Genomic DNA, 25,614 nt, shown 5'->3' on the forward strand with positions numbered 1-25,614 from the left:
GCGCGCCCGCCCCCTAATGCCCGGCAGACATGCGGGTTTCCTTCACCAAGATGCACGGCCTCGGCAACGATTTCATCGTGCTCGATGCGCGCGAGCAGGCGCTGCCGCAGCTGACCGAGAAGCTGGTCAGTTCGCTGGCCGACCGGCGCACCGGCATCGGTTGCGACCAGCTGATCGTGCTGGAGGATACGGACGAGGCCGATGTCCGCATGCGCATCTTCAACAGCGACGGCGGCGAAGTGGAAGCCTGCGGGAACGCGGCGCGCGCCGTGTCCCTGCGCGAAGGCAAGCCTGCGCGCATCCTGACCCAGGGCGGCATAATCGACGCCGTCCCGGCCGATCGCGGCGCGCGGATCGACATGGGCAGCCCGCGGTTCGAATGGACGCAGATCCCGCTTGCCTATGCGATGGACACCGCCTCCATGCCTGTCGCCTGGGGCGAACTCGAAGCGCCGGTCGCCGTCAACGTTGGCAACCCGCACGTCATCTTCTTCGTGGACTACCTCGGCGCGGTGGAGCTCGGCAGGCTCGGCCCGATGATCGAGAACGACCCGCTTTTTCCCGAGCGGGTGAACGTCAACGTGGCGCAGGTCATGGATCGGCGGTCGATCCGCCTTGCCGTGTGGGAACGCGGCGCGGGTCTCACCCGCGCATGCGGCACAGGCGCCTGTGCGACGGCGGTCGCAGCGGCGAAGCGCGGCCTTACGGAGCGCAGCGTGACGGTGCGCCTGCCGGGCGGCCCGCTCGACATCGAGTGGACGGGCGAGGACCGGATCATGATGTCCGGCCCGGCGGCGGAGAGCTTTCGCGGCACTTTCGAGGCGGGCGACTACGCATGAGCGCGCATGTCGTCACCCTCGGTTGCCGCCTGAACCTGGCCGAAAGCGAGCGGATCCGCGTGATGTTCGCCGCCGAGCCGGGCGAAGTCGTCATCGTCAACAGCTGCGCGGTCACCAGCGAAGCGGTGCGCCAGACGCGCCAAGCGATCCGCAAGGCCCGCCGTGCCCAGCCGGATGCGCGGCTGCTTGTCACCGGCTGCGCCGCCGATATCGAGCGCGAAAGTTTCGCTGCGATGGACGAAGTGGACGGGCTCGTCGCCAACAGCGCCAAGCTCGATCCGCGCAGCTGGAACCTGCCGCCGGCGCAAACGCCGCCAGCGCCAACGAAGACCCGCGCCTTCATCGCCGTCCAGAACGGCTGCGACCATGCCTGCACCTTCTGCGTCATCCCGCAGGGCCGCGGTACCAGCCGCTCGCTGTCCGTGGCGCAGGTGCTGCGCGAAGTCGGCGCGCACCTGGCGCGCGGCGCGCAGGAGATCGTGCTCACCGGGGTAGACCTGACCAGCTGGGGCGAGGATTTGCCCGGCGCGCCCGGACTAGGGGTGCTGGTAGAAGCTATCCTGGGCGAATATCCCGCCCTTCCCCGCCTGCGCCTCTCCTCCGTCGACGGCATCGAAATCGACCCGCTGCTGTTCGACCTGATCGCGGGCGAAGCGCGGGTCATGCCGCAATTGCACCTGTCGCTGCAGCACGGTCACGACTTGATCCTCAAGCGCATGAAGCGGCGGCATGGCCGGAGCGACGCTGTATCGCTGGTGGAGCGGCTCAAGGCGCGGCGGCCGGAGCTGGCCATCGGCGCAGACCTGATTGCCGGCTTCCCGACCGAGACCGACGCGCACCACGCGGCGAACCGCGCGATCATCGAGGAACTGGACATCGTCCACGCGCATGTCTTTCCCTACTCCGCCCGCCCCGGGACGCCTGCCGCCCGGATGCCGCAAGTGGACGGTGCGACCATCAAGGCCCGCGCTGCCGAATTGCGCGAGACGGCTGCGAAGGTTCGCCAGGCATGGCTCGGCTCGCTCGTAGGCCAGCCCCTGGCCGTGCTTGTCGAAAAGGACGGCACCGGCCATGCAGCGAACTTCGCCCGCGTCCGCGCGCCGGAAGGTGCCGTACCGGGCACCGTCATGACCATCATCCCCACCCGCCTCGACGAAGGACTGCTTGCATGAGCGACGCCGCCGACAATACCGGCTGGACCGACCGCGTTTTCGGGGGGTTCAAAAAGACTTCCGAACGCCTGTCCGGCAACCTCGCCGGCACGGTCGGGAACACGAAGCTGGATGACGCCACGCTCGACGAGGTGGAGGACGCGCTGATCGTGTCCGACCTCGGCCCGTCCGCTGCCGGCCGCATCCGCGCCAAGCTGGCCGAAAAGCGCTTCGGCTCGACCATCACGGAGCGCGAGCTGAAGGAAGCCGTGGCTGAGGAAATCGCCGCCATCCTGCGCCCTGTCGCAAAGCCGCTGGAAGTCACGGCGTTCCCCCGCCCGCAGGTGATCCTGGTGATCGGGGTCAACGGATCCGGCAAGACGACCACGATCGCCAAGCTCGGCCACCTTTTCTACGAAGACGATTACGAGGTCATGCTGGCTGCGGGCGACACGTTCCGTGCCGCCGCCATCGAGCAACTGGCGGTGTGGGCCGACCGCATCGGCGCGCCGCTGATCCGCGGGCCGGAAGGCGGCGATCCGGCCAGCATCGTGTTCGACGCGGTCAAGGCCGCGACCGATGTCGGGACCGACGCGCTGATCGTCGATACTGCCGGGCGGCTGCAGAACAAGCGCGAGCTGATGGACGAGCTCGCCAAGATCCGAAAGGTCCTCGGCCGGCTGAACCCGGAAGCGCCGCACGACGTGGTGCTGGTGCTCGATGCCACCAACGGCCAGAACGCGCTCGGCCAGATCGAGATTTTCCGCGAGGTTGCGGGCGTCACCGGCCTTATCATGACCAAGCTCGACGGCACGGCGCGCGGCGGCGTGCTGGTTGCGGCGGCCGAGCAGTTCGGCCTGCCCATCCACGCCATCGGCGTCGGCGAAGGGATGGACGACTTGCGCCCCTTCGATCCGGACCTGGTCGCGCGCGTCATTGCAGGGGTGGCATGATGGCCGACGACACGAAGAAGCAATCCGCCGGGTCCAGCTGGATCAACGTCGCGGTCGATTACGGGCCGCTGCTCGTATTCTTCCTCACCTACCGCTATTTCGCGCCCGACGGCAGCGATCCGGTGGGCGAAGTCTTCGCCGTGGTGCGCGGGACCGGCGCTTTCATCGTCGCGGCGCTGGTCGCGCTCGCTGTGTCGAAATTCCGCCTCGGCAAGATCAGCCCGATGCTGATGCTCTCGACCGTGCTGATCGTGGGCTTCGGCATGCTGACGATCTTCCTGGGCGATCCCTTCTGGATCCAGATCAAGCCGACCGCGATCTATGCCTTCTTCGCCGTCGCGCTGCTGGTGGCCTATGCGCGCGGCAAGGCGCTGCTGAAATGGGCGCTGGAAACCGCATTCGAGGGTCTTTCCGACGACGGATGGCTGAAGCTGTCGCGCAACTGGGGCATATTCTTCATCGCGCTGGCGCTGCTGAACGAGGCCCTGCGCCATTTCCTCAGTTTCGAAGACTGGCTGGCGGCGAAACTGTGGGTGTTCCTGCCTCTGACGTTCCTGTTCACCTTCACGCAGATCCCGATGCTGTTGCGGCACGGGCTGGACGTTGGACAGGAAGACGATGTCGTGAAGGACGAGCCGCCTACGGGCTGACCGTGCGATAACGCCGCGCGATCGCCAACTCGCGGGCACGCCCTGCCGCGGGAATGAGCGAAACAGCGCCGGCAGCGGACAGCAGGAGCGCTGCCGTGACATAATTCGCGCGCAGGGCCTGTTCCAGCGCATGGTGCCACCACAGGTAAGCCGCTGTCGTGCCCACGAGGGCAACGATTATGCTGGCCAGCCAAAGCGGCGTTCGGCGCAGGAAGAGGACATAGATCGTCGCCGTGACCGCCGTCGGGATGAATCCCGTCAGGTAGATCATCGTAAGCAAAGTCTTCAGGCCCAGCAGCAGGCCCAGTCCGGCTATGCCGAGCGTCAGGATAACAAAGAAGCTGTAGCCGAGCGGGGGCAGAAGCAACGCGCACAAGGCGACGAAACAGGCTCTCTCGGCGGCGGCGATCATGCGGCCTCAATAGCCGCAGATCCGTTAAAAACCTAGCTGCGCCTAGATTTTCATCTGGCTGCCGAGCTCGACCACGCGGTTGGTCGGCAGGCGGAAGAATTCCATCGGCGTTGCGGAATTGCGCATCATCCAGGCGAACAGTTTCTCGCGCCAGACGGCCATGCCGGGGTTCTCCGCGCTCAGCAGCGTCTGGCGGCTGAGGAAGAAACTGGTCTTCATCATGTCGAACGGGCCGCCGCACATTTCCTTGCGCGTCAGGGCGCGCGGAACATCGGTTTCCTCCATGAAGCCGTAATGCAGGCTGACCCGGAAGAAGCCGTCTTCCAGCTCGTGGATTTCGCAGCGATAGGCTTCATCGACGTAAGGTTCGTCGGCGATGTCGACGGTCAGCACCACCACCCGGTCGTGGAGTACCTTGTTGTGCTTGATGTTGTGCAGAAGCGCCGACGGCACGCCGCTGGTGCTGCTGCTCATGAAGATCGCCGTGCCAGGAACGCGCTTGGCGCTGCCCCGCGCGCTTTTCGCGAACACGTCGAGCGGCAGGCCGACCTCGCTCATTTTCTTGCGCATCAAGGTGCGACCGCGCGCCCAGGTGGTGAGCATGGTGAACACGATCGCGCCCACCAGCAGCGGGAACCAGCCGCCGTCCGGCACCTTGAAGAGGTTGGCGACGAAATAGGCCCCGTCGACGATCAGGAACAGGATCACGACCGGCGCTGCCAGCCACCATTTCCATTTCCACACGCCGACCAGCAACACCGCCATCAGCAGCGTGTCGATGGTCACCGCGCCGGTGACCGCGATACCGTATGCGCTCGCCAGCGCAGAGGAGTTCTGGAAAGTCAGGACCAGCACGATCACTGCGATCAGCAGAGCCCAGTTGATCACGGGAATGTAGATCTGGCCCGCCTCTTCCTCCGACGTGTGGCGAATGCTCATGCGCGGCATGAAGCCCAGCTGGATCGCCTGGTGCGTGATCGAGAACGCGCCCGAGATCACCGCCTGGCTGGCGATGAAGGTGGCGCAGGTCGCCAAGATGACGAGCGGCAAGCGCAGATTCTCCGGCGCCAACAGGAAGAACGGATTGCGCACGACCTCGGCCGCTTCGGCAGCGGGCAATCCTTCGATCATCGCGCCTTGCCCGAAATAGTTGAGCAGCAGGCACGGCATGACGAAGCCGAACCACGACAAGCGCATCGGGCCGCGCCCGAAATGGCCCATGTCGGAATATAGCGCCTCCGAACCGGTTACGGCGAGGACGACCGCGCCCAGCGCGAAGAACGCGATCCACTTGTCGGTGATGAAGAACTGGACCGCGTACCAGGGATTGAGGGCGAAAAGGATTTCGGGATTCTGGACGATCTGGATCGTCCCCAGCACCGCGATCACGCAGAAATAGACGATCATTACCGGCGCGAATAACGCACCGACCTTCGCCGTGCCGCGCTTCTGCAACAGGAAGAGAAATACGAGCAAGAACAGTGCGATAGGGATGACCAGCGGGTCGAGCCGGTGGTCCACCACCGTAAGCCCCTCGACAGCCGATAGGACCGAGATTGCGGGCGTAATCATGCTATCGCCATAAAACAGCGATGTCGCGAACACGCCAAGCACCACCACCAGCCAGCCGTAACTACCGCGCCCGATATGCCGTGACAGCAGCGCGACGAGCGCAAGGCTGCCCCCCTGCCCCTTGTTGTCCGCGCGCATCAGGATGGTGACGTACTGGATCGCCACGACCAGTAGCATCGACCAGAAGATCAGGCTGACCACGCCGAACACGTGCAGCCGGTCGATCAGCAGGCCGCCGCTATGCGCACCGGTAAAGGTCTCACGAAAGGCGTAGAGCGGGCTCGTGCCGATGTCGCCGAAGACGACGCCGATCGCGCCGACTGCCAGCGCGGCCTTTTTCTTGTCTCGGTGGTGGCCGTGCGCTCCGCCTGTTTCAGGCAGCGGCGCTGCTGCTTCGCTCATCGGGATTTAAGCCCCTCGCTCCATGGCGGAAAGCGCGCGCACTAGCAGCGCGGCAATGGCGCCGCAATAGGTGCCGGATTGCGAGGTTTCCAGCGTCATTCCCCGCCCTGCCCGCTGCGCTGGGCGAGTGCGGCATCGAGCTGCGCCAGCCGCGCCTGCAATTCGGCGCGGCCCCAGGCGTTGCCTTGAGCCTCACCGAGCGCCCGCGCCCATTCGCTGCGGCCTTCGTCCAGCTGCCCCTGGCCCAGCATGGCCGCACCGCGGAAGAAACCTGCGGCCACCTGGCCCGGTGCGGCAGCCTCCGCCCGCTCGAACGCGTATTCCGCCGGCGGCGTAAGCCGGCCCTCGGCGTGGGCGACGAGGTTCATGGCCAGTGCCAACCACAGTTCCGCATCCTGCGGCCTGCGTTCGACAGCGGACCGGAGCGCTGCGGCGGCATTTGCGAACTGCCCGCGCCGGGTCAGGCTGTCCGCCGTGATGAGCTCGCGCGAAAGCAATCGGTCGGGCCGTCCGAAGCGCAGCCGCGCCTCGATCATCTGGCTGCCGTCCTCGGCTTCCCGCGCCGACCGGTCGCTCGGCGCGGAAGGCAGGTCGGGGCTCGCCTGCAGGGCATAGCCGGTCAGGCCGAACAGCAGGGCGGCGGCAAACAGCGTCCATGCGCCGCGTGGCATCTTCAGGACGAAAGCGGCAGCCGCAAACGCCGCTGCGGCAAGAAGGAGGACGGACAGCCAGGTCACGCGCGCCTCCGCAGCCTGCGCGCCAGCACGAAGAGCGCCAGCAGCACCAGCAGCGCCGGGATCGCGAACAGCGGCCAAGTGGTGCGCGAAACCTGCGGTTCGTAGCTGACATAATCGCCATAGCGCGATATCAGGAAGCCGCGGATCTCGTCAGGCGATTGGCCCGCCGCGATCCGGCTGCGCACGACATGGCGCATCGTGCCCGCCATCGGCGCATCGGAATCGGCGATCGACTGGCTTTGGCAGGTCACGCAGCGCAGCGTCTCCATCAGCGCGCGCGCCTCGTCCTCCTGTGACTGGTTGGCCAGCTGGGTATAGGCATATTGGGCCGGCGCAACGGACTGCTGTGCGGCCAGCGGCACGGGAATCGCGGACATCACCAGGAAGAGGGCGACCAACCGCATCATCGCCCAGCCTTTTCGAGCTCGCGCAGGAGCACCGGTATGTCGCGCTCGGCGATATCGCCGATGTGGTGGTACCGGATCACGCCTTCGCCATCGACGACGAAGGTTTCGGGCACCTGGCTCGATCCGAATTCCAGCTGGATCTGCGCATTTTCGTCGTCGCCGATGCGCGCGAACGGGTTGCCGTATTCGGCCAGGAACCTGTCGACATCCTCACCCTCGTCGGAAATCGCAATCGCGACGATTGTCGCCCCTTCCCGCTCCAGCCGGTCGAGGAACGGCGCCTCCACACGGCACGGCAGGCACCAGCTGGCAAAGAAATTGACCAGTTTGGGCTTTCCGTCGCGCAGGTCCGATGTCTGCACGCCCGGCCGGCTCTCGCTGATCGGCGGCAGGACGAACGCGGGCACCGGCTGCCCCACCATCGCGCTCTGCACGAAATCGTTGCGCGGCTGGGTCAGCTTGTAGGCGAAGAATCCGCCGAGCAGCGCGACGATGGCGATGGGGATCAGGGCGAACTTCATCTTCATAGCGCTGCCAGCTCCGCCTGCTGCCGCGCCGTTCGCGCCCGTGCGCGGTCGCGTTTCCGCCGCTTCCACATCCGTCCGACCAGCGCGAGCACGCCGCCGAGCGCGATCAGGATGCTGCCGAGCCAGATCAGCGTGACGAAGGGCTTCCACCACAGCCGCACCTGCCAGCGGCCGCCGTCCGCCTGTTCGCCGATCACTGCGTAGAGCTGGCCGTTCCACGATCCCAGCAGCGCGGATTCGCTTGTCTGCTGCTGGGGCTGCCAGAAGCTGCGCGATTGCGGATGCAGCTCGTAACTCGCCCCGCCCCGCCGTGCTTCCAGCGTCGCTTCGGTTGCGGTCCAGTTGGGGCCGGCGACGGGCGTGACCGAGGTCAGCTCGACTTCGTACGGGCCGATTGCCATGGTGTCGCCGACGGCGTTGGCAGCCAGCGTTTCCTTGCTGAAGCCGCTATCGGCCGCCGCGCCGAACAGGCTTACCGCGAGGCCGAAATGGGCCAGCACCATGCCCCAGACGGACAGCTCGACATAGCGCAGGCGCCGGCCTCTGAGCGGCATCCAGCTCGCCACCCCGAGCGCGCCCGCAAAGGCTATTCCGAGTGCCGGGAGGAGGCCCGCCCCGCCCAGCATCGCGACGCCGACCAAAGCCGCGCCCAGCATTACGGCCGCGGCAATCGCAGGCTTCGCGATCCGGTCCAGCCGGTCGCGCTTCCAGCGCAGCAGCGGGCCGACGAGCAGCACCAGCACCAGAGGCAGGAAGAACATGGCGGAGACCGGGTTGAAATAAGGCGGGCCGACGGAAACCCGCACGCCGAATGCCTCGGTCGCGACGGGGTACAGCGTGCCGAACAGCACGATGGCGAGGATTGCGCTGAGCAGCACGTTGTTCACCACCAGCGCACCCTCGCGGCTGACCACGGCGAACCGCTGCCCTTCCGCGATGGCGGACGCCCGCCAGGCGAACAGGCCGAGCGCGGCGCCAGTGTAAAGCACCATCAGCACGAGGATGAAGGCCCCGCGCTCCGGATCGACGGCGAACGCATGGACGCTGGTGAGGATGCCGGAGCGCACGAGGAACGTGCCTAGCATCGACATGGCGAAGGCCGTCACCGCCAGCATGATCGTCCAGGTCCTGAGGCCTTCGCGCGATGACAGGACACTCACCGAATGGAGCAGCGCCGTAGCGGCGAGCCAGGGCATCAGCGAGGCGTTCTCGACCGGGTCCCAGAACCACCAGCCGCCCCAGCCGAGCTCGTAATAAGCCCAGTAGCTACCCGCCGAAATGCCGAGCGTGAGGAAGACCCAGGCGCCCAGAACCCAAGGGCGCATCGCGTCGGCAAAGGCGCGGTCCACGCGGCCCGTCAGCAGCGCACCCACGGCGAAGCTGAAAGCGACCGAAAGGCCGACATAGCCGAGGTAGAGCGTGGGCGGATGGAAGGCGAGGCCGATGTCCTGCAACAGCGGGTTGAGGCCGAGGCCCTCCGGCACCGGCGTCGCCAGCCGCTCGAACGGGTTGGAACTGAACAGCAGGAAAGCATAGAAGCCAAGCGCCAGCGCGCCCTGTGCCGCCAGCGTGCCCGCGAGGCTTCGTGCATCCAGCCGGCGTTCGAAGCGGGCGACGAGCGCACCCGACATTGCCAGCACGGTCACCCACAGCAGCATCGAGCCCTCGTGGTTGCCCCACGCGCCGGTGACCTTGTAGATGAAGGGCTTGGCGCTGTGCGAATTCGAGGCGACCAGTGCCACCGACAGGTCGGTGACCGCGAAAACGTAAAGCAGCGCGGCGAAGCTGCCCATTACCAGCAGCGCTTGAACGATCGCCGCCGGGCGCGCCATGTCTGCTAGGATACTGTCCGCGCGAACGCCGAACGCGCCAGCGACCAGCTGCAGCAGCGCCAGCGCGGCCGCCATCCACAGCGCCGCAAGGCCCAGCTCGGCGATCACTCGACGGTATCCGCCAGCGTATCGGCCTTGGCCTCGGCGTCCATGCCTTCCAGCTCGCGCGGCATGTAGTTCTCGTCATGCTTGGCGAGGAGGTTTTCGGCGAGGAACAGGCCGTCCGCCTGCCGCCGCCCCTCCGCCACCACGCCGGAGCCTTCCACGAACAGGTCCGGGAGGATGCCGGTATAGCGCACCGGCACCCGCGCCTTGCCGTCACCGACGGTGAAGTTGACGGTCACCCCGTCGGGCAGGGTTTCGAGCGATCCGGCCTCTACCATGCCGCCGAGCCGTATCAGGCGGTCCGAAGCGGGCTTTTCCGCGACATATTGCGCTGGCACGTAGAAGAAATTGGCCTGGTTGCGCAGGCCCCATGCCGCGAGCAGGCCTGCGCCGACCAGCGCCGCAAGCGCGAGGGCGACCAGCACCAGCCGCTGGTGTTTGGGCTTTATCGTGCTCACTTGCGCTTCAGGTCCGCCTTGCGTCGTTCCGCTCGGCGCATCCACGCCCAGCTCCACCCGGCAAGCGCCAGTGCCGCCACGATGGTGAGCACATAGGCGGCGAGCACGAAGTCGCCCTGGTCGAGTGCTTCGCGCATCGCGCTACCCCTCCCGCGCCAGGCGGCGCAGGCGCGCCTCGGCTTGCGTTGCGGCAAGGATCGCCCGCATCCGCGCAAGTACGACGCCGCCGAACAGCAGCGAGAAACCGGTCACGCAGATCACCAGCGGCCACAGGTACACCGGGTCGATCGCGGAATTGCCCACGGTCAGGCTGGGCGGCTGGTGCAGCGAATTCCACCACACGACAGAACGGTTGATGATTGGAATATTGACCGCACCCAAAAGGCCGAAAATGGCAGGCAGCCGCTCCGACGCGCCTTCGCGCATGGTCGCGGAGCTGAGCGCGATGTAGGCGAAATAGAGGAAAAGCAGCACCAGCATGCTGGTCAGCCGTCCGTCCCACACCCACCACGTGCCCCAGGTGGGCCGGCCCCAGATGGACCCGGTGGCAAGGCAGATCGCGGTGAAGACCGCACCGGGCACCGCCGCGGCGCGCGCCGCGATTGCGGCCAGCGGATGCCGCCAGACGAGCACGACCAGGCTTGAAACCGCGATCGCCGTCCATCCGCCCATGCCCAGCCATGCCGCCGGTACGTGGACGAACAGGATCGCCACGGTTTCCCCCATCAGCCGGTCGGGCGGGACGCTAAGGCCCCATGCGAGCCCTGCCGCCGACAGCAGCAGGCCGCCAAGCAGCAGTACCGGCGTGAGCCAGCGCGCAATGCTCAGGAAGCGGGTGGGATTGGCGAAATAATGCATCGGTGGCGGATGATCGGGAGAGTCGCCGCCCCCTAGCAGCTTTCGCCGCATTTGTGGCGGAAATTCGTGCGTTTCGGGCGCGATGGCCCCACTTACTTCCGGCCGATCAGCTCCTGCGCCATCTCGTCGGCCACCACGTCCGGACGCTCGCCGGTTTCGTCGCACTTGGTCCAGATCGATTGCAGCCGGTCGGGGATCTGCGCGATGCGCTTGCGCACCTCGTTGATGTCGCACGGCTGGCCTTGGGTGCGGCAGAGATATTCGAGGCAGACGCTGATGATGCCGCCTGCATTGATGACGTAATCGGGCGCGTAGAGGATGCCGCGGTCGGCCAGCAGCTTGCCGTGTTCCGGCCGGGCGAGCTGGTTGTTCGCCCCGCCTGCCACGATGCTGCAATCGAGCCGGGCGATGCCTTCCTCATCAAGGATCGCGCCGAGCGCATTGGGACTGAAGACGTCGCACTGGGTGGACATGATCGCGTCCGCCGCCACGGCCTCTCCGCCAACTTCCTTGGCGAGCGACTTGGCGCGGCCGGTATCGATATCGGCGACCGTCAGCCTGGCGCCTTCCTTGGCCAGCAGGCGCGCCACGCCGCCGCCGACGCTGCCGGTGCCCTGCAGGGCGACATGGACGCCGTCCAGCTCGTCGCGCCCCAGCTTGTGGGCGACCGCGGCCTTGATGCCGTGGAAAATGCCCATCGCGGTGAAGGGGCCCGGATCGCCGCCCGCATCGCCTTCCTCTACCGGGAGGCCCGAGACGTGCTGGGTGTACTGCGCCACCAGTTCCATGTCGGCGGGCGAAATGCCGACGTCCTCTGCCGTGACATAGCGACCGCCCAGTCCGTCCACCGCCTTGCCGAATGCAGCCAGCATCGCTTCCGTCTTGGTCCCGTCCTCGTCTGCCAGGATTACCGCCTTGCCGCCGCCGATCGGCAGGCCGGCCATGGCGTTCTTGTAGCTCATCCCGCGGCTGAGGCGCAGCGCGTCGCGCATCGCGGCCTTCGGCTCCGCATAATGCCAGAAGCGCGTGCCGCCCGCCGCCGGGCCGAGATGGGTGGAATGGATGGCGATGATGGCGGTCAGGCCGCTGTCGCGATCGCGCACAAAATGCACGATTTCGTGGTCGTCGTAATCCGGTTCGGTCCAGAATGCGGTCATCGTCGCTCACCCGCCTGGCGCGAAATTTCGCGCTGGAATATCAGGTCCGGGAAACGGGGAAGATGGGGCGATCGAGGGGTCTCGAACCCCCGACCTCCGGTACCACAAACCGGCGCTCTAACCAACTGAGCTACGATCGCCACACTATCGTCACGCAAGCGTGCCGCCCGTGCCGGACGTGCGCGCTGATACGCCCCTCGCGCCGCCGGTCAAGCGGTCATCTGGGGCGGGCGCGGCCTGTTGCATGGATGGCCGGAATTGGGAAGCGAAAACTGCATCCGGGCGCTGTTTGCGCAAGAAAGTTTCGTGCTTGCGACACGGGCGCTGCGGCGTAGAACGGGGCGATGCTTGCCCCCGGCGAATCCTCCCCCGACATCCTGCGCGCCATGGGCGGCGTGAAGCAGGTCCCCTCCCCAAAGCTCGAATTGCTGGTGGCGGACGGTTTCCTGCCGGCCGGACTGTGCGGCGAGCTGATCGAGCTGATCGATGCGAACCGCCGGCCCTCCACCCTCGCCGATCACAATGGCGACGACTATTTCCGCACCAGCGAAACCTGCGATCTCGACCCAGCCCAGCCGGCAGTGATCGAGCTCGAGAGGCGGCTGCGGGACTTCAACGGCATCGATCCCGCCCACGGGGAGCCCGTCCAGGGACAGCGCTATGCCGTGGGCCAGGAATTCAAGCAGCACACCGACTGGTTCGACCCCCACGGCAAGGACTGGGAGGAGTATTGCACCGTGGCCGGGCAACGGACGTGGACTTTCATGATCTATCTCAACGAGGTGGAAGCCGGCGGCGGCACCCGTTTCAAGGTCATCGGCAAGACCTTCCAGCCGGAAACCGGCAAGCTTCTGTGCTGGAACAACCGCAAGGCCGACGGCAGCGGGAACGTCAACACGCTCCACCACGGCATGAAAGTGCGCAAGGGCGTGAAATACGTGATCACCAAGTGGTACAGGGAGAAACCGTGGGGATGACCGAACCGGGCCTGGTGGCAATCTATCGCTGGCGGGTGGCTGCGGAACATCGCGCGCCCTTTCGCGACACGTGGGAGCGCGCGACCTTGCGCCTGCGCGAATTTGGCGGGCAAGGATCGCTGCTTGGCGAGGATGCCGACGGCACGCTCGTCGCCATCGCCCTGTGGCCGGATGCCGCCACGCGCGATGCGGCCTTCGCCGTGACCGAAGGCGAGTTCGACTGGCCCGAAGCGGAGCGGCTCGACCCCATCCTCGTGACGCCCGAGATCAACCATTGGGACTTCACCGGCGGAGAGGGAGGCACATGACGGACATCGTCCGCAAGGGAGGCTGCCATTGCGGCGCGGTGCGCTTTTCCGCCCGGATGCCCGCCGACGCCCGGCCGCACCTGTGCAATTGCTCCTATTGCGAGATGAAGGGCAATGTCATGGTCGATGTCCCGCTCGATGCGCTGACGATCGACCAAGGCGAGGATGCGCTGACGCTCTACACTTTCAACACCGGCGTCGCGAAGCACCGCTTCTGCAGCAGCTGCGGCATCCACGTGTTCCACCAGCTGCGTTCGGAGCCGGACATGTTCGGCATCAATATCGTCTGTCTCGACGGCGTCTCGCGCTACGACCATCCCGCGCTGCAGGTTCTCGACGGTCAAAACCACCCGCGCGATACGGGTTGCGGGGCGCAGTGGGCCGGAACGGTGAAGTTCGAGCCGGAGCCTTAGAAACGCAAAAGGGCGGCCCCGCAGGACCGCCCTTCACGTGTTCGATGCAAGCGAGGCTTACTTCTTGAGGCTGAGCCCGCCGAAACGCTTGTTGAAGGCTGCGACGCGGCCGCCTTCCTGGATCTGCTGCTTGCCGCCGGTCCATGCCGGGTGGCTGGTCGGGTCGATTTCCAGCGACAGCGTGTCGCCTTCGCTGCCCCAAGTGGAGCGCGTCTGGAATTCGGTACCGTCGGTCATCTTGACCGTGATCATGTGATAATCGGGATGCGTATCGGCCTTCATGGCATGGTCCTTCGTAGCTGTGCCCGGTTCCGACCGGGCGTGCTGTTGATCGGGAAAGGCGCGCGCCTAGCGGCATCGCGCGCGAATGACAAGCGAAGTGTGCGGCCTATTTCGGGGGATCGGCGATCATCGCGGTGAAATCGACCTCGCAGGTGGTCTTGCCCTCCACGCTGGCGACGCCGCGGAACTTATAGACGCGGCTGCGTTTCTGGACGAACTCCACATGCATATCGAGCAGGCAGCCCGGCGTCACGGGCGCGCGAAATTTCGCGTTATCGATGCCCATGAAATAGACGAGCTTGCCCGTCCCGGCGAGTTCCAGCGTCTCGATGCCCAGGATCGCGGCGGCCTGCGCCATCGCTTCAACCTGCAGCACGCCGGGCATGATCGGCTGAGCCGGGAAATGGCCCTGGAAGAACTGCTCGTTCATGCTGACGGCTTTGACCGCGTGGATCTTCTCGCCCAGTTCGAGCGAGACGACCCGGTCGACGAGAAGCAAGGGGTAACGGTGCGGCAGGGCCTTCAGGATCGCCTGAATGTCCATCGCGCCGCCGGCTGCATTGCCGGCTTCGCTGTTATTCTCGTCGCTCATGGCCCTGCCCCCGCTTTACTTTGGCTTAACGGCCCGTCGGCGCCGGCGTTGCTGCCGGCTGCTGGCCCTGCTGCTGCTGCGCGTCGATCATCATCTGGCGACGCACGGCGATGCCGATGATCTGGCCCACGGTCTGGTGCAGCTGGGCAATCGTCTGGCTGGGGCGCCAGTCGGCCGGCGGGGCGGTCGTCACGGAAGGCAGGCGCGAGTTGATCTGCGCCACGATGGCATCGGTGATGTCGAAGTTGTCGGGTGCGCTCTGCACCGCGGTCGGATCGAGCAGGACCTGCACACCGCGCGACTGCATGGCCGCGGTGCGCGCGTTGCCGTAGTCGCGGGCGATCTGCTCCAACGCGTACATCTGCGCCAGCTGGATCGGGCGGCTCAGCGTGTCGAGCTGCTGCGACAGGGTCTGCGCCTGCTGCAGGGCCGCGGAGTTCGCCTGCGCTTCTGCCTGGGTCACCTGGCCGTCGCGGTTGGTATCGATCTGCTGCTCCAGCGTAGCGAGCTGTTCGGACAGCTGGCCGATCTGGGTGATCTGCGCCTGATACTGCTGGCCGATCTGCTGGTAGGCGGTTGCGCGCGCCGTCGACTGGGCGATCGCCAGTTCGGGATTGGCCGTGGCGAAACCGGCGACCTGGGCGGCAGCCTGCACGGGCATGATTGCGGCGGTGGCAGCGCCGGCGAGCATGGTCGCGGCGATTGCGGTGCGGAAAATCTTGGTCATCAGAATTGCGTTCCTACGTTGAATGAGAAGGCCTTAACGTCGTCGCCTTCCTGGCTCAGCAAAGCGTGAGCGAAGTCGATCCGGAGCGGACCGAACGGGGAGTTCCAATTGACGCCGACGCCAATGGAAATGCGGGGTTGCGCGCTGTTCCCTAGGAACACCTCGCGGAATGCGGGGAAGGAGCGTCCTTCGGCGGAGAAGCCGTCAGGGATCGGGTCACCTTCCGGAATTGCCAGCAGGACATCGTCCGTCACATCGTCGGGATCGTTGACCTGGCGGTAGATCGGGTTGCCGTTGTCGTCGCGGCTGGCGATGAAGATCTCGTTGCCTAGCGGGCTGCTGAGGAGTTCCGGCTGCGTCACGTCGAATAGGGAGCCGATGTCGACATAGACCGTCGGGCGCAGGCCCAGCTCTCGCGCCCCGCTACTGAGCGGGATTTCGAGCTCGGCGCGGCCGAGATAATAGGCATTGCCGCCCAGCGGGTCGCCGCGTACGTTTTCCTGGTCGGTGATGATGACAGGTTCGCCGTCTTCGCCGGCCACGATGGGCTGGCGGATGACGCGCGGGCCGACGCCGCGAATGTCGAAACCGCGCAGCTGCGGTTCGCCAAGCTGGAAACGGTCGGTCAGGCGGACCGGGTCGATGAACGGATCGTCACGCTCCTCCAGCCCCTTGATGTAGCCACCTTCGGCCGAGAGCGAGAAGATGAAGCCGCTGCCTACGTTCCAGTACTTGCGGGCATTGGCCCGACCGCGAATGTACTTTACGTTGCCGCCGAGCCCTGCAAAGTCGAGCGATACGCTGCCTGCTTGGCCACTGGTCGGGCGGATGCCGTTGTTAAGCTGGTTGTAGTTCAACGACAGGCCGACGATCGAGCTGGTCCGCTCCCCGATCAGGTCGCACAGGTAACGCGAGCCAAGCAGCGGCTGGCAGGTCTCGATGCCATCGCCGTCGAAGTCCGCGAAATAGCGATCCTCGTCGATGAACACGTCTTCGAAATTCAGCGTATAGCGCGCGATGCCGGAAATATATTCCGTGATCGGTATACCGAGGCGCAGCTGGCCACCGGTTGTCGTCTGCTCGAAAGTGGTGGTCCGATCGCTACTGAAGGTGTTGTAGTTGTTGAGGTCGCGCCGGTAGAGATCGATGCCCGCCGAAATGCTCTTGTTGAACAGGTACGGCTCGAAAAAGCTGAGCGAGGCGGAGCGCGAGTAGCGCGAATAGTTGATGCTGGCGCCGACCGTCTGGCCGCGCCCGCGGAAGTTCACCTGCCGGATCGAACCCTGAAGGATGAAGCTTTCGAGGCTGGAGAAACCGGCGGCGAACTGCAGCTGGCCGGTCGGCTGTTCCTGCACGTTGGCGGCCAGCACGATGCGGTCGGGCGCGCTGCCCGGCTGCTGTTCGATCTCGAAGTTTTCCTGGAAGTAGCCCAGCGAATTGATGCGCGCGGTCGAGCGGGCCAGCGCGAGGCTGTTGAAGGCGTCGCCTTCCGCGATGCGGAATTCGCGGCGGATCACCTTGTCCTGCGTCAGCGTGTTGCCGTTGATGTCGACCCGCTCCACGTAAACGCGCGGCGCTTCCTGGATGACGAATTCGACATCCATGGTCAGGTTTTGGGCGTTCTTGGAGAAACGCGGGTTCACTTCGGCAAAGGCGTAGCCGAAGGTGCCGGCAGCCTCGGTCAGGCCTTCAACAGTGTCTTCCACCGCCTTCGCGTCGTACCAGTCGCCGGTCTTCATCGACAGGCCGCGGGTCAGCGCCTCGTCGTTGAAATCGCGTAGCTGGCTGTCGACCGAAACGTCGCCGAAGCGGTATCGCTCGCCCTCTTCCACCACGTAGGTGATGATGAAGTCTTCCTTGTCCGGCGTCAGCTCGGCCACGGCGGAGACGACGCGGAAGTCGGCATAGCCTTCGGTAAGGTAGAAGCGGCGCAGGTTCTGCTGGTCGAACGCCAGCCGGTCGGGATCGTAGGTGGTGTTCGAGCTGAGGAAACGGAACCAGCGCGACTGCTTGGTCGCCATCTCGCTGCGGATTTCGCTGTCGGAGAACGCTTCGTTGCCGATGATGTTGATCTGGCGGACCTTCGACTTCGGCCCTTCGGTAATCTCGAAGACGATGTCGACGCGGTTCTGTTCGAGCTGCACGGCCTTGGGTTCGACCACGGCGGCATAGCGGCCCTGCCGCTTGTAGAGCTCGATGATGCGGGCAACGTCGGCGCGGACCTTGGAACGGGTGTAGATCTGGCGCGGGGCAAGGCGGATTTCGGGAAGGATCTTGTCGTCCTTGATCTTGCTGTTCCCCTCCAGCACGATCCGGTTGATGATCGGGTTCTCGACCACCTCGATCACGACATTGCCGTTGTTGTTGGTAATCCGATAGTCGGCGAACAGTTCGGTCGCGGACAAATCCTTGAGCGCCTGGTCGGCAACCGCAGCGGTGTAGACTTGGCCGGGGCGCAGCTGGATGTAGGAGAGGATCGTGTCCGCCTCCAGCCGCTGGTTGCCGACCACGGTAACCGTGCGGATCACCTGTTCCTGTGGGAGGATAGAAGTCGTGGCGGCAGGCGCCGCTTCCCCAGCCACTTCCTGCGCGGAAGCGGGAACACCGCCCAGCATCGTGCCTGCCATCGCCACCGCGCAGAAAGCGGCAACGCGGCGCCGCGCGCCTGAAGTGGTAACCGTGTGGCTCATATCCCGTCCGTTCATTGAAGGGCCAATCCCGTTATTCGTATCGCGTTCCATCGCGCCTGATCGCGGATGCCCTTCGGTCTGTGGCAGGCCTGCCTGAAAGCCGGTGGGCGAGTGCGCTTCGCCCTTGCCCGATGCCCGTTCCCCTTTCAAGCATCGGCTCCTGCCAAACCGTCCGCGATACGATCCTTTCCCCAGCTAGCTCCCGAAGATGGGGAGCGAGATGATGTCGTTTACCGTCACGAACAGCATCAGCGCGAGCACGAGTGCCATGCCGGTGCGGAACGCCCATTGCTGACTGCGCTGGCCCAAGGGTTTCCGGCGGACCGCTTCGGCCGCGTAGAAAGCCAGGTGCCCGCCGTCGAGGCCGGGAATTGGCAGCAGGTTAATGAATGCCAAGTTAATTGAGATCAGCGCCGCAAAGGTCACGTAGGCGAGCGGGCCGAGGCTCATCTGTTCGCCCGAAAACTTGGCGATCTTGATCGGCCCGCCAAGCTCTTTCACGGAACGCTGGCCGGAGACGATCTGACCGATTCCCTTGACCATCATGTCGAGCGTGCGGCCGGTTTCGACAAAGGCCATCCGGGTGGCCGCAGGCAGGGACTGGCCCTGGAATTCGTACTCCACCGCCGCGGGCGAAATGCCGACGAGGCCGATGGTCATTTCGTTACCGAACCGGTCGGTGATGGTTTCCGGTCGCGAGGTGACCGGCAGCACCAGTTCGCGCCCGCCGCGCTCCACGGTAAATTCGAACGAGCGGCTGGGGTAGAATTGCACGGTCGACTGGATGTCGCGGAAATCGTCCACTGGCTTGCCGTCGATCGCAAGGATGCGGTCGCCGATGCGGAAGCCCGCTTCGCGCGCGGCAGATTCCTCGGCGAAGCTCGCCACCGTCATCTGCTCTTCCAGATTGGTAGCGACCGGCTTGCCGTAGAACATGAAGAAACCGACGAAGATGACGATCGCGATAAGGAAATTCATGGCCGGCCCTGCCGCCACGATCAGCGCACGCTGCCACAGTTTGGCATTCTGGAACGCGCCTTTCGCGGTCTCCTCGTCCATTTCCGCCATCGCGGCATCGTCGCCCTGGCTCGCCGGGTTCATATCGCCGCGGAACTGGACGTAGCCGCCCAGCGGCAGCGCGCTGATTTTCCAGCGGCAGCCGCGCTTGTCGGTAAAGCCTGCCAGCTCCTTGCCAAAGCCGATCGAGAATGCGTCCGCCTGCACCCCGAAGGCGCGGCCGACGAGATAGTGGCCGAATTCGTGCAGCGTCACCAGTGGGCCGAGCACCGCCAGAAAGCCGAGCACCATCATCCACCAGGGAACGGATTCGAACACTTACGCGGTCTCCAGCATGCGTTCGGCGCAGGAACGGGCCTCGGCATCTACCGCCAGAACGTCATCGAGCGAGGAAGGTGCCGGCGGCGTACACTGCGCCAGGGTTTGCTCCACCACTACCGCGATCCGGGTGAATGCGAGCTTACCTGCGAGGAATGCGGCCACCGCGACCTCGTTCGCGGCATTGAGCACGGCAGGGGCCGCGCCGCCCGCTTGCACGGCCTCGCGCGCCACCCGGGTGGCGGGGAAAAGTTCCTCGTCCGGCGCGAAGAATGTGAGCTGGCCGATATCGGCGAGGTCCAGCGGCGGCATCGGCGTGTCCATCCGCTGCGGGTACGCAAGGCAACTGGCGATCGGCACGCGCATGTCGCTCGGCCCCAGTTGCGCGAGCGTGGACCCGTCGCGGTATTCGACCATCGAGTGGATCACGCTTTGCGGATGGACCACGATGCCCAGCCGGTCGAGCCCGACGGGAAACAGGTGGTGCGCCTCGATGAATTCCAGCCCCTTGTTCATCATCGTGGCGGAATCGACGCTGATTTTGGCGCCCATGTCCCAGTTGGGGTGCTTGACGGCCTGCGCGGGCGTGGCCGCGTCGAGCTGCGCCTGCGACCATTCGCGAAAGGGGCCGCCGCTGGCGGTCAGCGTGATCTTCGCGACATCCTCTATCCGGTTGCCGGCAAGGCACTGGAAGATTGCATTGTGCTCGCTGTCCACCGGAAGCAGCGTGGCGCCGTGCTTCGCGACAGCATCGGTCATCACCTCGCCTGCGGAAACGAGAGCTTCCTTGTTGGCGAGCGCAACGGTGCCGCCGCGTTCGATGGCTGCCATTACCGGCCCCAGGCCCGCGCAGCCGACGATTGCGGCCACCGTGATGTCGGCGGGGCGCGCGGCGGCTTCGCATAAGGCCTGCCGCCCGCCTGCGGCCTCACAGTGATTGCCGACCGCATCGCGCAAGTCGCCGAGGCACCCCTCGTCACCGACTACGGCAATCTCGGCATCGAATTCGCGCGCCAGCTCGCCGAGTTCGCCGGCGCTGCTGTTGGCCGTGAGCGCGACGACGCGCCACTGGTCGCGGTTACGCCGAATAAGGTCGAGCGTGGAAGCGCCGACCGAACCGGTCGCGCCGAGGATGGAGATGGAGCGGGTCACAGGTCGATCCAGTGCGGCGCCAGCGTGGAGAAAACCGCGCCGAAGAAGATCGCCACCGGCAAGATGCCGTCGGTCCGGTCGAACACGCCGCCATGGCCGGGAATTAGGTTGGAGCTGTCTTTCATCTTCGCCTTGCGTTTCAGCCAGCTTTCGAAAAAATCGCCCGCCTGCGCCAGCACCGCGATCATCGCGCCGGGGACGACCAGCAGGGCCCATTCGTGCGGCGGGCGATACGTCACGGTAGAGCCGTATTCGGAAAACAGCAGGAACAGCACCAGCGCGGTGGTCGCCCCCACTACCCCGCCGCCGAGGCCCGCCCATGTCTTGGACGGGCTGATCTTCGGTGCAATCTTCGGGCCGCCGAATGTGCGCCCGAAGCCATAGGCGAACGTGTCCACGAAAATGACGCACCCGACGATCAGCACGATCGCCTCGCGCGATGCGGCGCTCACGAGCACATAGGCGGCTGCGACGATATAGGCCGCGCCGGCTAGCCAGCCGAACACGCGGGCGAGCGCGCCCATCTCGATGCGCAGGATCAACCGCGCAAATTCGAAATACGTCGCCGCCGCCACGGCGATGATGAACAGGTCGAGCACCAGCCCGCCCAGCCAAAGCGCCCCCAGCGCAGCCGCCATCATCACCGCCGCAGAAGCGGCACGGCGCTGCAGGTCGGACGTGCGGATAGCGAGCGGCACGGTCATGTACCGCTTGGCGAAAGCCTTCATCCGGTCGCGCTTGCGATCCGGCTGCCGGTCGATCTCACCGGCCACCGAAGCGCCGCTCCCGCCCGGAGAAATCGTCGAGCGCCTGCTGCAGGTGGTCCGGCGTGAAGTCGGGCCACAGCGTGTCGACGAACAGCATCTCGGCATAGGCCGCCTGCCACAGCAGGAAGTTCGACAGGCGCACCTCGCCGCTGGTGCGGATCAGCAGGTCGAGCGGCGGGAGGTCCGCCGTGTCGAGATGCCGCGCGAGGCTTTCCTCGGTAATCTCGCCGCCGGCTGCCGCCTGCCGCGCCGCGCGCACGATCTCGCCCTGCGATCCGTAATTGAGCGCCACGGCCAGCGTGGTCGTTCCGCCCGCGGTCCGCTCCAGCGCGTCTTCCAGCATGGCGACGATATCGGGCGCAAGGCCGCGCCAGTCGCCGATGATGTGCAGCCGCACCTTATTGGCAATGAATTCCGGCAAGTCCGATTTGATGAACTTGCGCATCAGGTCCATCAGGTCGTCGACTTCGTCTTCCGGCCGCTTCCAGTTCTCGCTGCTGAAGGCATAGAGCGTGAGGCAGTCCAGCCCCAGACCGTCGCAGGCGCGGACCAGCTTGCGCACGGCCTCGACACCCTGCCGGTGCCCCATCGCGCGCGGCAAGTGCTTGCGCTTCGCCCAGCGCCCGTTGCCATCCATGATGATGGCGACGTGTCTCGCGCGCTGGCTCTCCCCGTTCATTGCAAAGGTCCTGGCCGCCCTGCCCTCACTGGGTCAGGATTTCCTTTTCCTTCGCCGCTGCCACCTCGTCCGCTTCGGCGACATACTTGTCGGTCAGCTTCTGGACCTCGTCCTCCAGGCGCTTGCGGTCGTCTTCGGAGATTTCCTTCTTCTTTTCGTCTTCCTTCAGCGCTTCCATCCCGTCGCGCCGCACGTTGCGGATCGCGATCTTCGCGTTCTCCGCATATTTGCCGGCCAGCTTGGCGAGTTCCTTGCGCCGCTCTTCGGTGAGGTCGGGCATGGGCAGGCGCAGGGTCTGGCCGTCCTGCATCGGGTTGAGACCCAGGTTGGCGTGGGCGATGCCCTTCTCGACCGCGGTGACGTTCGCCTTGTCCCACACCTGCACACTCAGCATGCGCGGCTCCGGCGCCGATACGGTGGCGACCTGGTTCAGCGGCATCATGCTGCCGTAAACCTCGACCGTGACCGGATCGAGCAGGCTGGTGTTGGCGCGCCCGGTGCGCAGGCCGGAAAGGTCGCCTTTCAGCGATTCCACCGCGCCGGTCATGCGGCGTTCGATGTCGGACTTGTCGAATTTTGCCATGGGTCAAGTTTCCTTCGGGGGATCAGTCTTGGGTCTGGACGATGGTCTGGACACCCTCGCCCGCCAGCACGCGGGCAAGGTTGCCTTTCTCGCGGATGGAGAAGACCACGATGGGAATGTCGTTGTCGCGGCACAGCGCCACGGCAGAGGCGTCCATGACCTTGAGATTGGCTGCGAGCACGCGGTCGTAACTCACGGTATCGAAACGCTTTGCCGCGGGATTGTGCTTGGGATCACTGTCATAGACACCGTCCACGCTTGTGCCTTTCAGCAGCGCGTCGCACTTCATTTCGGCCGCACGCAGGGCCGCGCCGCTATCGGTGGTGAAGAACGGGCTGCCGACGCCGGCGGCGAAGATCACCACGCGGCCTTTTTCGAGATGCCGTTCGGCGCGGCGGCGGATCACCGGCTCGCACACCTGGTCCATCTCGATGGCGGACTGAACGCGCGTGTCGACGCCCAGCTGCTCCAGCGCGTTCTGCATGGCCAGCGCGTTCATCACCGTGGCCAGCATGCCCATGTAATCGGCCTGCGCGCGGTCCATACCCTTGGCCGCGCCCGCCATGCCGCGAAAGATATTGCCGCCACCGATGACGAGGCAGATTTCCAGCCCCGCATCCTTGGCCGCCTTCACTTCTTCCGCCAGTTCGGCGACGAACGCGGGGTCGATGCCGTACTGCTGGTCGCCCATCAGAACCTCGCCCGACAGCTTGAGCAGGACGCGCTTCATCTCGGGCATCTGCGGCGAAGGGGGCATGTGGGCGCTTTCCGGGTTGTTATGGCTTGCCGCAGCGCCTTAGCGGGGACATCGTGGCAAGGCAAAGGCTTAGGGGCGGTAGAACAATCGTGATTGGCAGACTGCTCCGCTCGAAGAAGGTGTGGCTCGTCGCGGCGATTCTCCTTGCTGGCATCGCGGTGCTCGCCTGGCGTCACACGATGGGCGACCCGGTAGTCAGGCGCACGATCATCGCGACTGCCGATCTTCCGGCCGGTTCGCCCCCGGTCAGGATCGCCCTGATTTCCGACATCCACGTCGCGGGACCCGACATGCCTCCCGAGCGGCTGGAGCGGATCGTCACGCAGATCAATGCGCTGCGACCGGATGTCGTGATGATTGCCGGCGACTTCGTGAGCGACAAGCGGACTGCGACCCATATCTACCGGCCCGACGAGATCATCGCCCCGCTTGCAGGTTTGGAAGCGCGGTTGGGTGTCGTCGCTGCGCCGGGCAATCACGATCACTGGTACGACCTGCCGGGGCTTGCTGCGGAATTGCGCAAGGCGGGGGTAACCTTGCTGTCCAACGAGGCGGACCAGGTGGGCCCGCTCGCCGTCGGCGGGCTCGACGATGCCTATACCGGTCGCGACGATGTGCCCGCTACGCTGTTGGCCATGCGAGGACTGTCAGGTCCGCGCATCATCCTGTCGCACAGCCCCGATCCATTTCCTGCCCTTCCACCGGACTTCGGCCTGATGCTGGCCGGGCATACCCATTGCGGGCAGATCGCCTATCCGTGGGGCGGCGCGCCGGCCCACCTGTCCGACTACGGCGATCGCTACGGGTGCGGGAGGGTGGACGAGCGCGGCAACACAGTCGTCACCGGCGCCGGACTCGGTACCAGCCTGATTTGGATACGCCTCTTCGCGCGGCCGGAAATCTGGATCCTTGAACTGCGCGCGAAAGGCGCCTGAGGTTCGCCGGGCGCTCTATCCTCTCGCTGCCCACCGAGATTACCCGATCAGTATTCGCGCTCTGCATGCGGGTCGTTGCCGATCAGCAGGAAGCCGATCAGGAAATAACCGGCAGCGGCCACCAGCGCGACCGAGCCCCAATAGCCGAACGGTTCCACCAGCAACCACTGCATGACATCCTGAACCGATGTAAGCAGCCGGGACATGGCGCGGCTGCCCCACTCGATGTCCATGAAAGCGCCGTAGAGGGCCGCCAGCACCAGCGGCCAAGTCGCCATCTTGATCCGGTCGATGCGCCGCTCTTCCTCCGTCATCCCCCCCGCTATGCCGCGAATTGCTTGCCGTCCGGTTAGCAAACGAAAGCGGCCGCCGGAGCCTTAACTCCGGCGGCCGCCTTATAAATCCTGTCCGGAAAGGATCAGCCGCCGACGGCAGCTGCGACTTCGGCTGCGAAGTCGCTCTGTTCCTTTTCGATGCCTTCGCCGAGCTGGTAGCGGACATAGTCCTTCAGCACGATTTCGTGGCCTGCATCCTTGCCGGCCTTGGCGACGACGTCCGAGATCGGGGTCTTGTTGTCGATCACGAACAGCTGGCTGAGGAGAGCGTTCTCCTTGGCGAACTTCTTGATCGCGCCGTCGACCATCTTTTCCTGCACGTTTTCCGGCTTGCCGCTTTCGGCAGCCTTTTCGGCAGCGATGGCGCGCTCGCGCTCGATCATCGCGGGGTCGAGGCCGTCGGCGTCCAGCGCCTGCGGGAAAGCGGCGGCGATGTGCATGGCCAGCTGCTTGCCGAGCGGGACGAGAACGTCTTCACCGGCTTCGCTTTCTAGGGCCACGAGAACGCCGATCTTGCCGAGGTTTTCGGCCGCCGCGTTGTGCATGTAGGGCACGACAACGCCGTTCGACACTTCGACCGTCTTCATGCGGCGGACCTGCTGGTTCTCGCCGATGGTCGCCACGTTGTCGGTCAGCTTGTCGCCCACGGTGCCGCCGTCGGGATAGGATGCGGCCTTCAGCGCTTCGACGTCGTCACCGTCCACGGACAGGGCGGCTTCGGTGGTCTTGCGGACGAAGTCCTGGAACTTGTCGTTCTTGGCGACGAAGTCCGTTTCGGAGTTCACTTCGACGGCAACGCCCTTCGTGCCTTCGACGGCAACGCCGACGAGGCCTTCGGCAGCGGTGCGGCTGGACTTCTTCTGCGCGGTGGCGAGGCCCTTTGCACGCAGCGCGTCGACGGCGGCTTCGATGTCGCCGTTCGCTTCAGTCAGCGCCTTCTTGGCGTCCATCATGCCCGCGCCGGTCTTCTCGCGCAGGGTCTTCACATCGGCGACGGTAAAATCGGCCATGGTTCAAATCCT

At 65.5% G+C, this 25,614-nt stretch carries 30 protein-coding genes and 1 tRNA gene; 8 read left to right on the forward strand and 23 right to left on the reverse strand.

All coding sequences use genetic code 11. From position 1 onward, the window contains the following. Positions 1-29 precede the first annotated feature (29 nt). Genes dapF through VCJ71_RS04355 form a run of 4 tightly spaced genes read left to right on the forward strand, consistent with a single transcriptional unit; the run spans position 30 to position 3,593 of the window. The gene (dapF, locus tag VCJ71_RS04340) at positions 30-839 is read left to right on the forward strand and encodes a diaminopimelate epimerase (protein ID WP_324639398.1); all 810 of its coding nucleotides are present in this window, start codon (positions 30-32) and stop codon (positions 837-839) included. After that, positions 836-2,011, forward strand: coding sequence for a MiaB/RimO family radical SAM methylthiotransferase (locus VCJ71_RS04345; RefSeq protein WP_324639399.1), 1,176 nt, complete (start codon positions 836-838; stop codon positions 2,009-2,011). The genes dapF and VCJ71_RS04345 overlap by 4 nt, the downstream gene beginning before the upstream one ends. Beyond that, positions 2,008-2,943: a signal recognition particle-docking protein FtsY gene (gene ftsY / locus VCJ71_RS04350; protein ID WP_324639401.1), complete on the forward strand. Its 936-nt coding sequence runs from the start codon at positions 2,008-2,010 to the stop codon at positions 2,941-2,943. Before VCJ71_RS04345 ends, ftsY begins: the two co-directional genes overlap by 4 nt. Continuing rightward, a complete protein-coding gene (locus VCJ71_RS04355) occupies positions 2,940-3,593 on the forward strand; it encodes an inner membrane-spanning protein YciB (RefSeq protein ID WP_416379139.1) in 654 nt (217 codons plus the stop codon). Before ftsY ends, VCJ71_RS04355 begins: the two co-directional genes overlap by 4 nt. Here the strand turns inward: VCJ71_RS04355 and VCJ71_RS04360 are convergent. From VCJ71_RS04360 to VCJ71_RS04410, 11 genes are all read right to left on the reverse strand, one after another. Next, on the reverse strand, positions 3,583-4,005 hold the full coding sequence (locus tag VCJ71_RS04360) for a hypothetical protein (RefSeq protein ID WP_324639402.1): 423 nt from the start codon (positions 4,003-4,005) through the stop codon (positions 3,583-3,585). The genes VCJ71_RS04355 and VCJ71_RS04360 overlap by 11 nt on opposite strands. Before the next feature lie 42 nt (positions 4,006-4,047). Further along, positions 4,048-5,979: a potassium transporter Kup gene (locus VCJ71_RS04365; protein ID WP_290135423.1), complete on the reverse strand. Its 1,932-nt coding sequence runs from the start codon at positions 5,977-5,979 to the stop codon at positions 4,048-4,050. A 95-nt stretch (positions 5,980-6,074) separates the two neighbouring features. Then, on the reverse strand, positions 6,075-6,716 hold the full coding sequence (locus tag VCJ71_RS04370) for a tetratricopeptide repeat protein (protein ID WP_324639404.1): 642 nt from the start codon (positions 6,714-6,716) through the stop codon (positions 6,075-6,077). Continuing rightward, the gene (locus VCJ71_RS04375) at positions 6,713-7,123 is read right to left on the reverse strand and encodes a cytochrome c-type biogenesis protein (protein ID WP_324639406.1); all 411 of its coding nucleotides are present in this window, start codon (positions 7,121-7,123) and stop codon (positions 6,713-6,715) included. Before VCJ71_RS04375 ends, VCJ71_RS04370 begins: the two co-directional genes overlap by 4 nt. Next, a complete protein-coding gene (locus VCJ71_RS04380; protein ID WP_324639408.1) occupies positions 7,120-7,650 on the reverse strand; it encodes a DsbE family thiol:disulfide interchange protein in 531 nt (176 codons plus the stop codon). Before VCJ71_RS04380 ends, VCJ71_RS04375 begins: the two co-directional genes overlap by 4 nt. Then, positions 7,647-9,590, reverse strand: coding sequence for a heme lyase CcmF/NrfE family subunit (locus VCJ71_RS04385; RefSeq protein ID WP_324639409.1), 1,944 nt, complete (start codon positions 9,588-9,590; stop codon positions 7,647-7,649). The genes VCJ71_RS04380 and VCJ71_RS04385 overlap by 4 nt, the downstream gene beginning before the upstream one ends. Further along, positions 9,587-10,036 carry a cytochrome c maturation protein CcmE gene (gene ccmE, locus VCJ71_RS04390; protein WP_324640870.1) on the reverse strand — a complete coding sequence of 150 codons (450 nt, stop codon included), beginning with the start codon at positions 10,034-10,036 and terminating at the stop codon, positions 9,587-9,589. Before ccmE ends, VCJ71_RS04385 begins: the two co-directional genes overlap by 4 nt. A 5-nt stretch (positions 10,037-10,041) precedes the next feature. Then, the gene (locus tag VCJ71_RS04395) at positions 10,042-10,182 is read right to left on the reverse strand and encodes a hypothetical protein (RefSeq protein ID WP_324639410.1); all 141 of its coding nucleotides are present in this window, start codon (positions 10,180-10,182) and stop codon (positions 10,042-10,044) included. Between the two features lie 4 nt (positions 10,183-10,186). Next, positions 10,187-10,903, reverse strand: a complete 717-nt coding sequence (gene ccmC, locus VCJ71_RS04400) for a heme ABC transporter permease CcmC (protein WP_324639411.1) — start codon at positions 10,901-10,903, stop codon at positions 10,187-10,189. Positions 10,904-10,995: 92 nt separating this feature from the next. Beyond that, on the reverse strand, positions 10,996-12,060 hold the full coding sequence (locus tag VCJ71_RS04405) for a Glu/Leu/Phe/Val family dehydrogenase (protein WP_324639413.1): 1,065 nt from the start codon (positions 12,058-12,060) through the stop codon (positions 10,996-10,998). A 63-nt stretch (positions 12,061-12,123) separates the two neighbouring features. Further along, positions 12,124-12,200, reverse strand: a tRNA-His gene (locus tag VCJ71_RS04410). A 204-nt stretch (positions 12,201-12,404) separates the two neighbouring features. Here VCJ71_RS04410 and VCJ71_RS04415 point away from each other — a divergent pair. Genes VCJ71_RS04415 through VCJ71_RS04425 form a run of 3 tightly spaced genes read left to right on the forward strand, consistent with a single transcriptional unit; the run spans position 12,405 to position 13,758 of the window. Then, a complete protein-coding gene (locus VCJ71_RS04415) occupies positions 12,405-13,037 on the forward strand; it encodes a prolyl hydroxylase family protein (protein ID WP_324639415.1) in 633 nt (210 codons plus the stop codon). Beyond that, positions 13,034-13,345, forward strand: coding sequence for a hypothetical protein (locus tag VCJ71_RS04420; RefSeq protein WP_324639417.1), 312 nt, complete (start codon positions 13,034-13,036; stop codon positions 13,343-13,345). The genes VCJ71_RS04415 and VCJ71_RS04420 overlap by 4 nt, the downstream gene beginning before the upstream one ends. After that, positions 13,342-13,758 carry a GFA family protein gene (locus VCJ71_RS04425; RefSeq protein ID WP_324639419.1) on the forward strand — a complete coding sequence of 139 codons (417 nt, stop codon included), beginning with the start codon at positions 13,342-13,344 and terminating at the stop codon, positions 13,756-13,758. The genes VCJ71_RS04420 and VCJ71_RS04425 overlap by 4 nt, the downstream gene beginning before the upstream one ends. Before the next feature lie 57 nt (positions 13,759-13,815). Here VCJ71_RS04425 and rpmE read toward each other — a convergent pair whose 3' ends face one another. The 10 genes from rpmE to pyrH form a co-directional block, all read right to left on the reverse strand. Beyond that, positions 13,816-14,040 (reverse strand): 50S ribosomal protein L31, encoded by a 225-nt coding sequence (gene rpmE / locus VCJ71_RS04430; protein WP_290135434.1) that lies wholly within the window; start codon positions 14,038-14,040, stop codon positions 13,816-13,818. Positions 14,041-14,146: 106 nt separating this feature from the next. Further along, positions 14,147-14,632: a 3-hydroxyacyl-ACP dehydratase FabZ gene (fabZ, locus tag VCJ71_RS04435; protein ID WP_324639421.1), complete on the reverse strand. Its 486-nt coding sequence runs from the start codon at positions 14,630-14,632 to the stop codon at positions 14,147-14,149. A 25-nt stretch (positions 14,633-14,657) separates the two neighbouring features. After that, positions 14,658-15,359: an OmpH family outer membrane protein gene (locus VCJ71_RS04440; protein WP_324639422.1), complete on the reverse strand. Its 702-nt coding sequence runs from the start codon at positions 15,357-15,359 to the stop codon at positions 14,658-14,660. After that, positions 15,359-18,049 carry an outer membrane protein assembly factor BamA gene (gene bamA, locus VCJ71_RS04445; RefSeq protein WP_324639423.1) on the reverse strand — a complete coding sequence of 897 codons (2,691 nt, stop codon included), beginning with the start codon at positions 18,047-18,049 and terminating at the stop codon, positions 15,359-15,361. Before bamA ends, VCJ71_RS04440 begins: the two co-directional genes overlap by 1 nt. A gap of 195 nt (positions 18,050-18,244) precedes the next feature. Beyond that, on the reverse strand, positions 18,245-19,384 hold the full coding sequence (gene rseP, locus VCJ71_RS04450; protein WP_324639426.1) for an RIP metalloprotease RseP: 1,140 nt from the start codon (positions 19,382-19,384) through the stop codon (positions 18,245-18,247). Beyond that, complete coding sequence (locus tag VCJ71_RS04455) at positions 19,385-20,536, reverse strand: 1-deoxy-D-xylulose-5-phosphate reductoisomerase (RefSeq protein ID WP_324639427.1); 1,152 nt, start codon at positions 20,534-20,536, stop codon at positions 19,385-19,387. It lies immediately after the preceding gene. Further along, a complete protein-coding gene (locus tag VCJ71_RS04460) occupies positions 20,533-21,309 on the reverse strand; it encodes a phosphatidate cytidylyltransferase (RefSeq protein WP_324639429.1) in 777 nt (258 codons plus the stop codon). Before VCJ71_RS04460 ends, VCJ71_RS04455 begins: the two co-directional genes overlap by 4 nt. Next, entirely contained in the window at positions 21,299-21,982 is a 684-nt protein-coding gene (uppS, locus tag VCJ71_RS04465) for a polyprenyl diphosphate synthase (RefSeq protein ID WP_324639430.1), read from the reverse strand. Before uppS ends, VCJ71_RS04460 begins: the two co-directional genes overlap by 11 nt. A 25-nt stretch (positions 21,983-22,007) precedes the next feature. Beyond that, positions 22,008-22,565, reverse strand: coding sequence for a ribosome recycling factor (frr, locus tag VCJ71_RS04470; protein WP_324639432.1), 558 nt, complete (start codon positions 22,563-22,565; stop codon positions 22,008-22,010). 22 nt (positions 22,566-22,587) lie between these two features. Continuing rightward, positions 22,588-23,322, reverse strand: coding sequence for a UMP kinase (gene pyrH, locus VCJ71_RS04475; protein ID WP_290135441.1), 735 nt, complete (start codon positions 23,320-23,322; stop codon positions 22,588-22,590). 89 nt (positions 23,323-23,411) lie between these two features. On the opposite strand from pyrH, the gene VCJ71_RS04480 reads away from it, so the two are divergent. After that, entirely contained in the window at positions 23,412-24,257 is an 846-nt protein-coding gene (locus VCJ71_RS04480) for a metallophosphoesterase (protein WP_324639434.1), read from the forward strand. Between the two features lie 47 nt (positions 24,258-24,304). On the opposite strand, the gene VCJ71_RS04485 is transcribed toward VCJ71_RS04480, so the two are convergent. Beyond that, a complete protein-coding gene (locus VCJ71_RS04485) occupies positions 24,305-24,571 on the reverse strand; it encodes a hypothetical protein (RefSeq protein WP_324639436.1) in 267 nt (88 codons plus the stop codon). Between the two features lie 104 nt (positions 24,572-24,675). Continuing rightward, positions 24,676-25,602: a translation elongation factor Ts gene (gene tsf, locus VCJ71_RS04490; RefSeq protein WP_324639438.1), complete on the reverse strand. Its 927-nt coding sequence runs from the start codon at positions 25,600-25,602 to the stop codon at positions 24,676-24,678. Positions 25,603-25,614 lie beyond the last annotated feature (12 nt).

The organism is Pseudoblastomonas aquimaris (assembly GCF_035481675.1).
Taxonomy (GTDB): domain Bacteria; phylum Pseudomonadota; class Alphaproteobacteria; order Sphingomonadales; family Sphingomonadaceae; genus Alteriqipengyuania_B.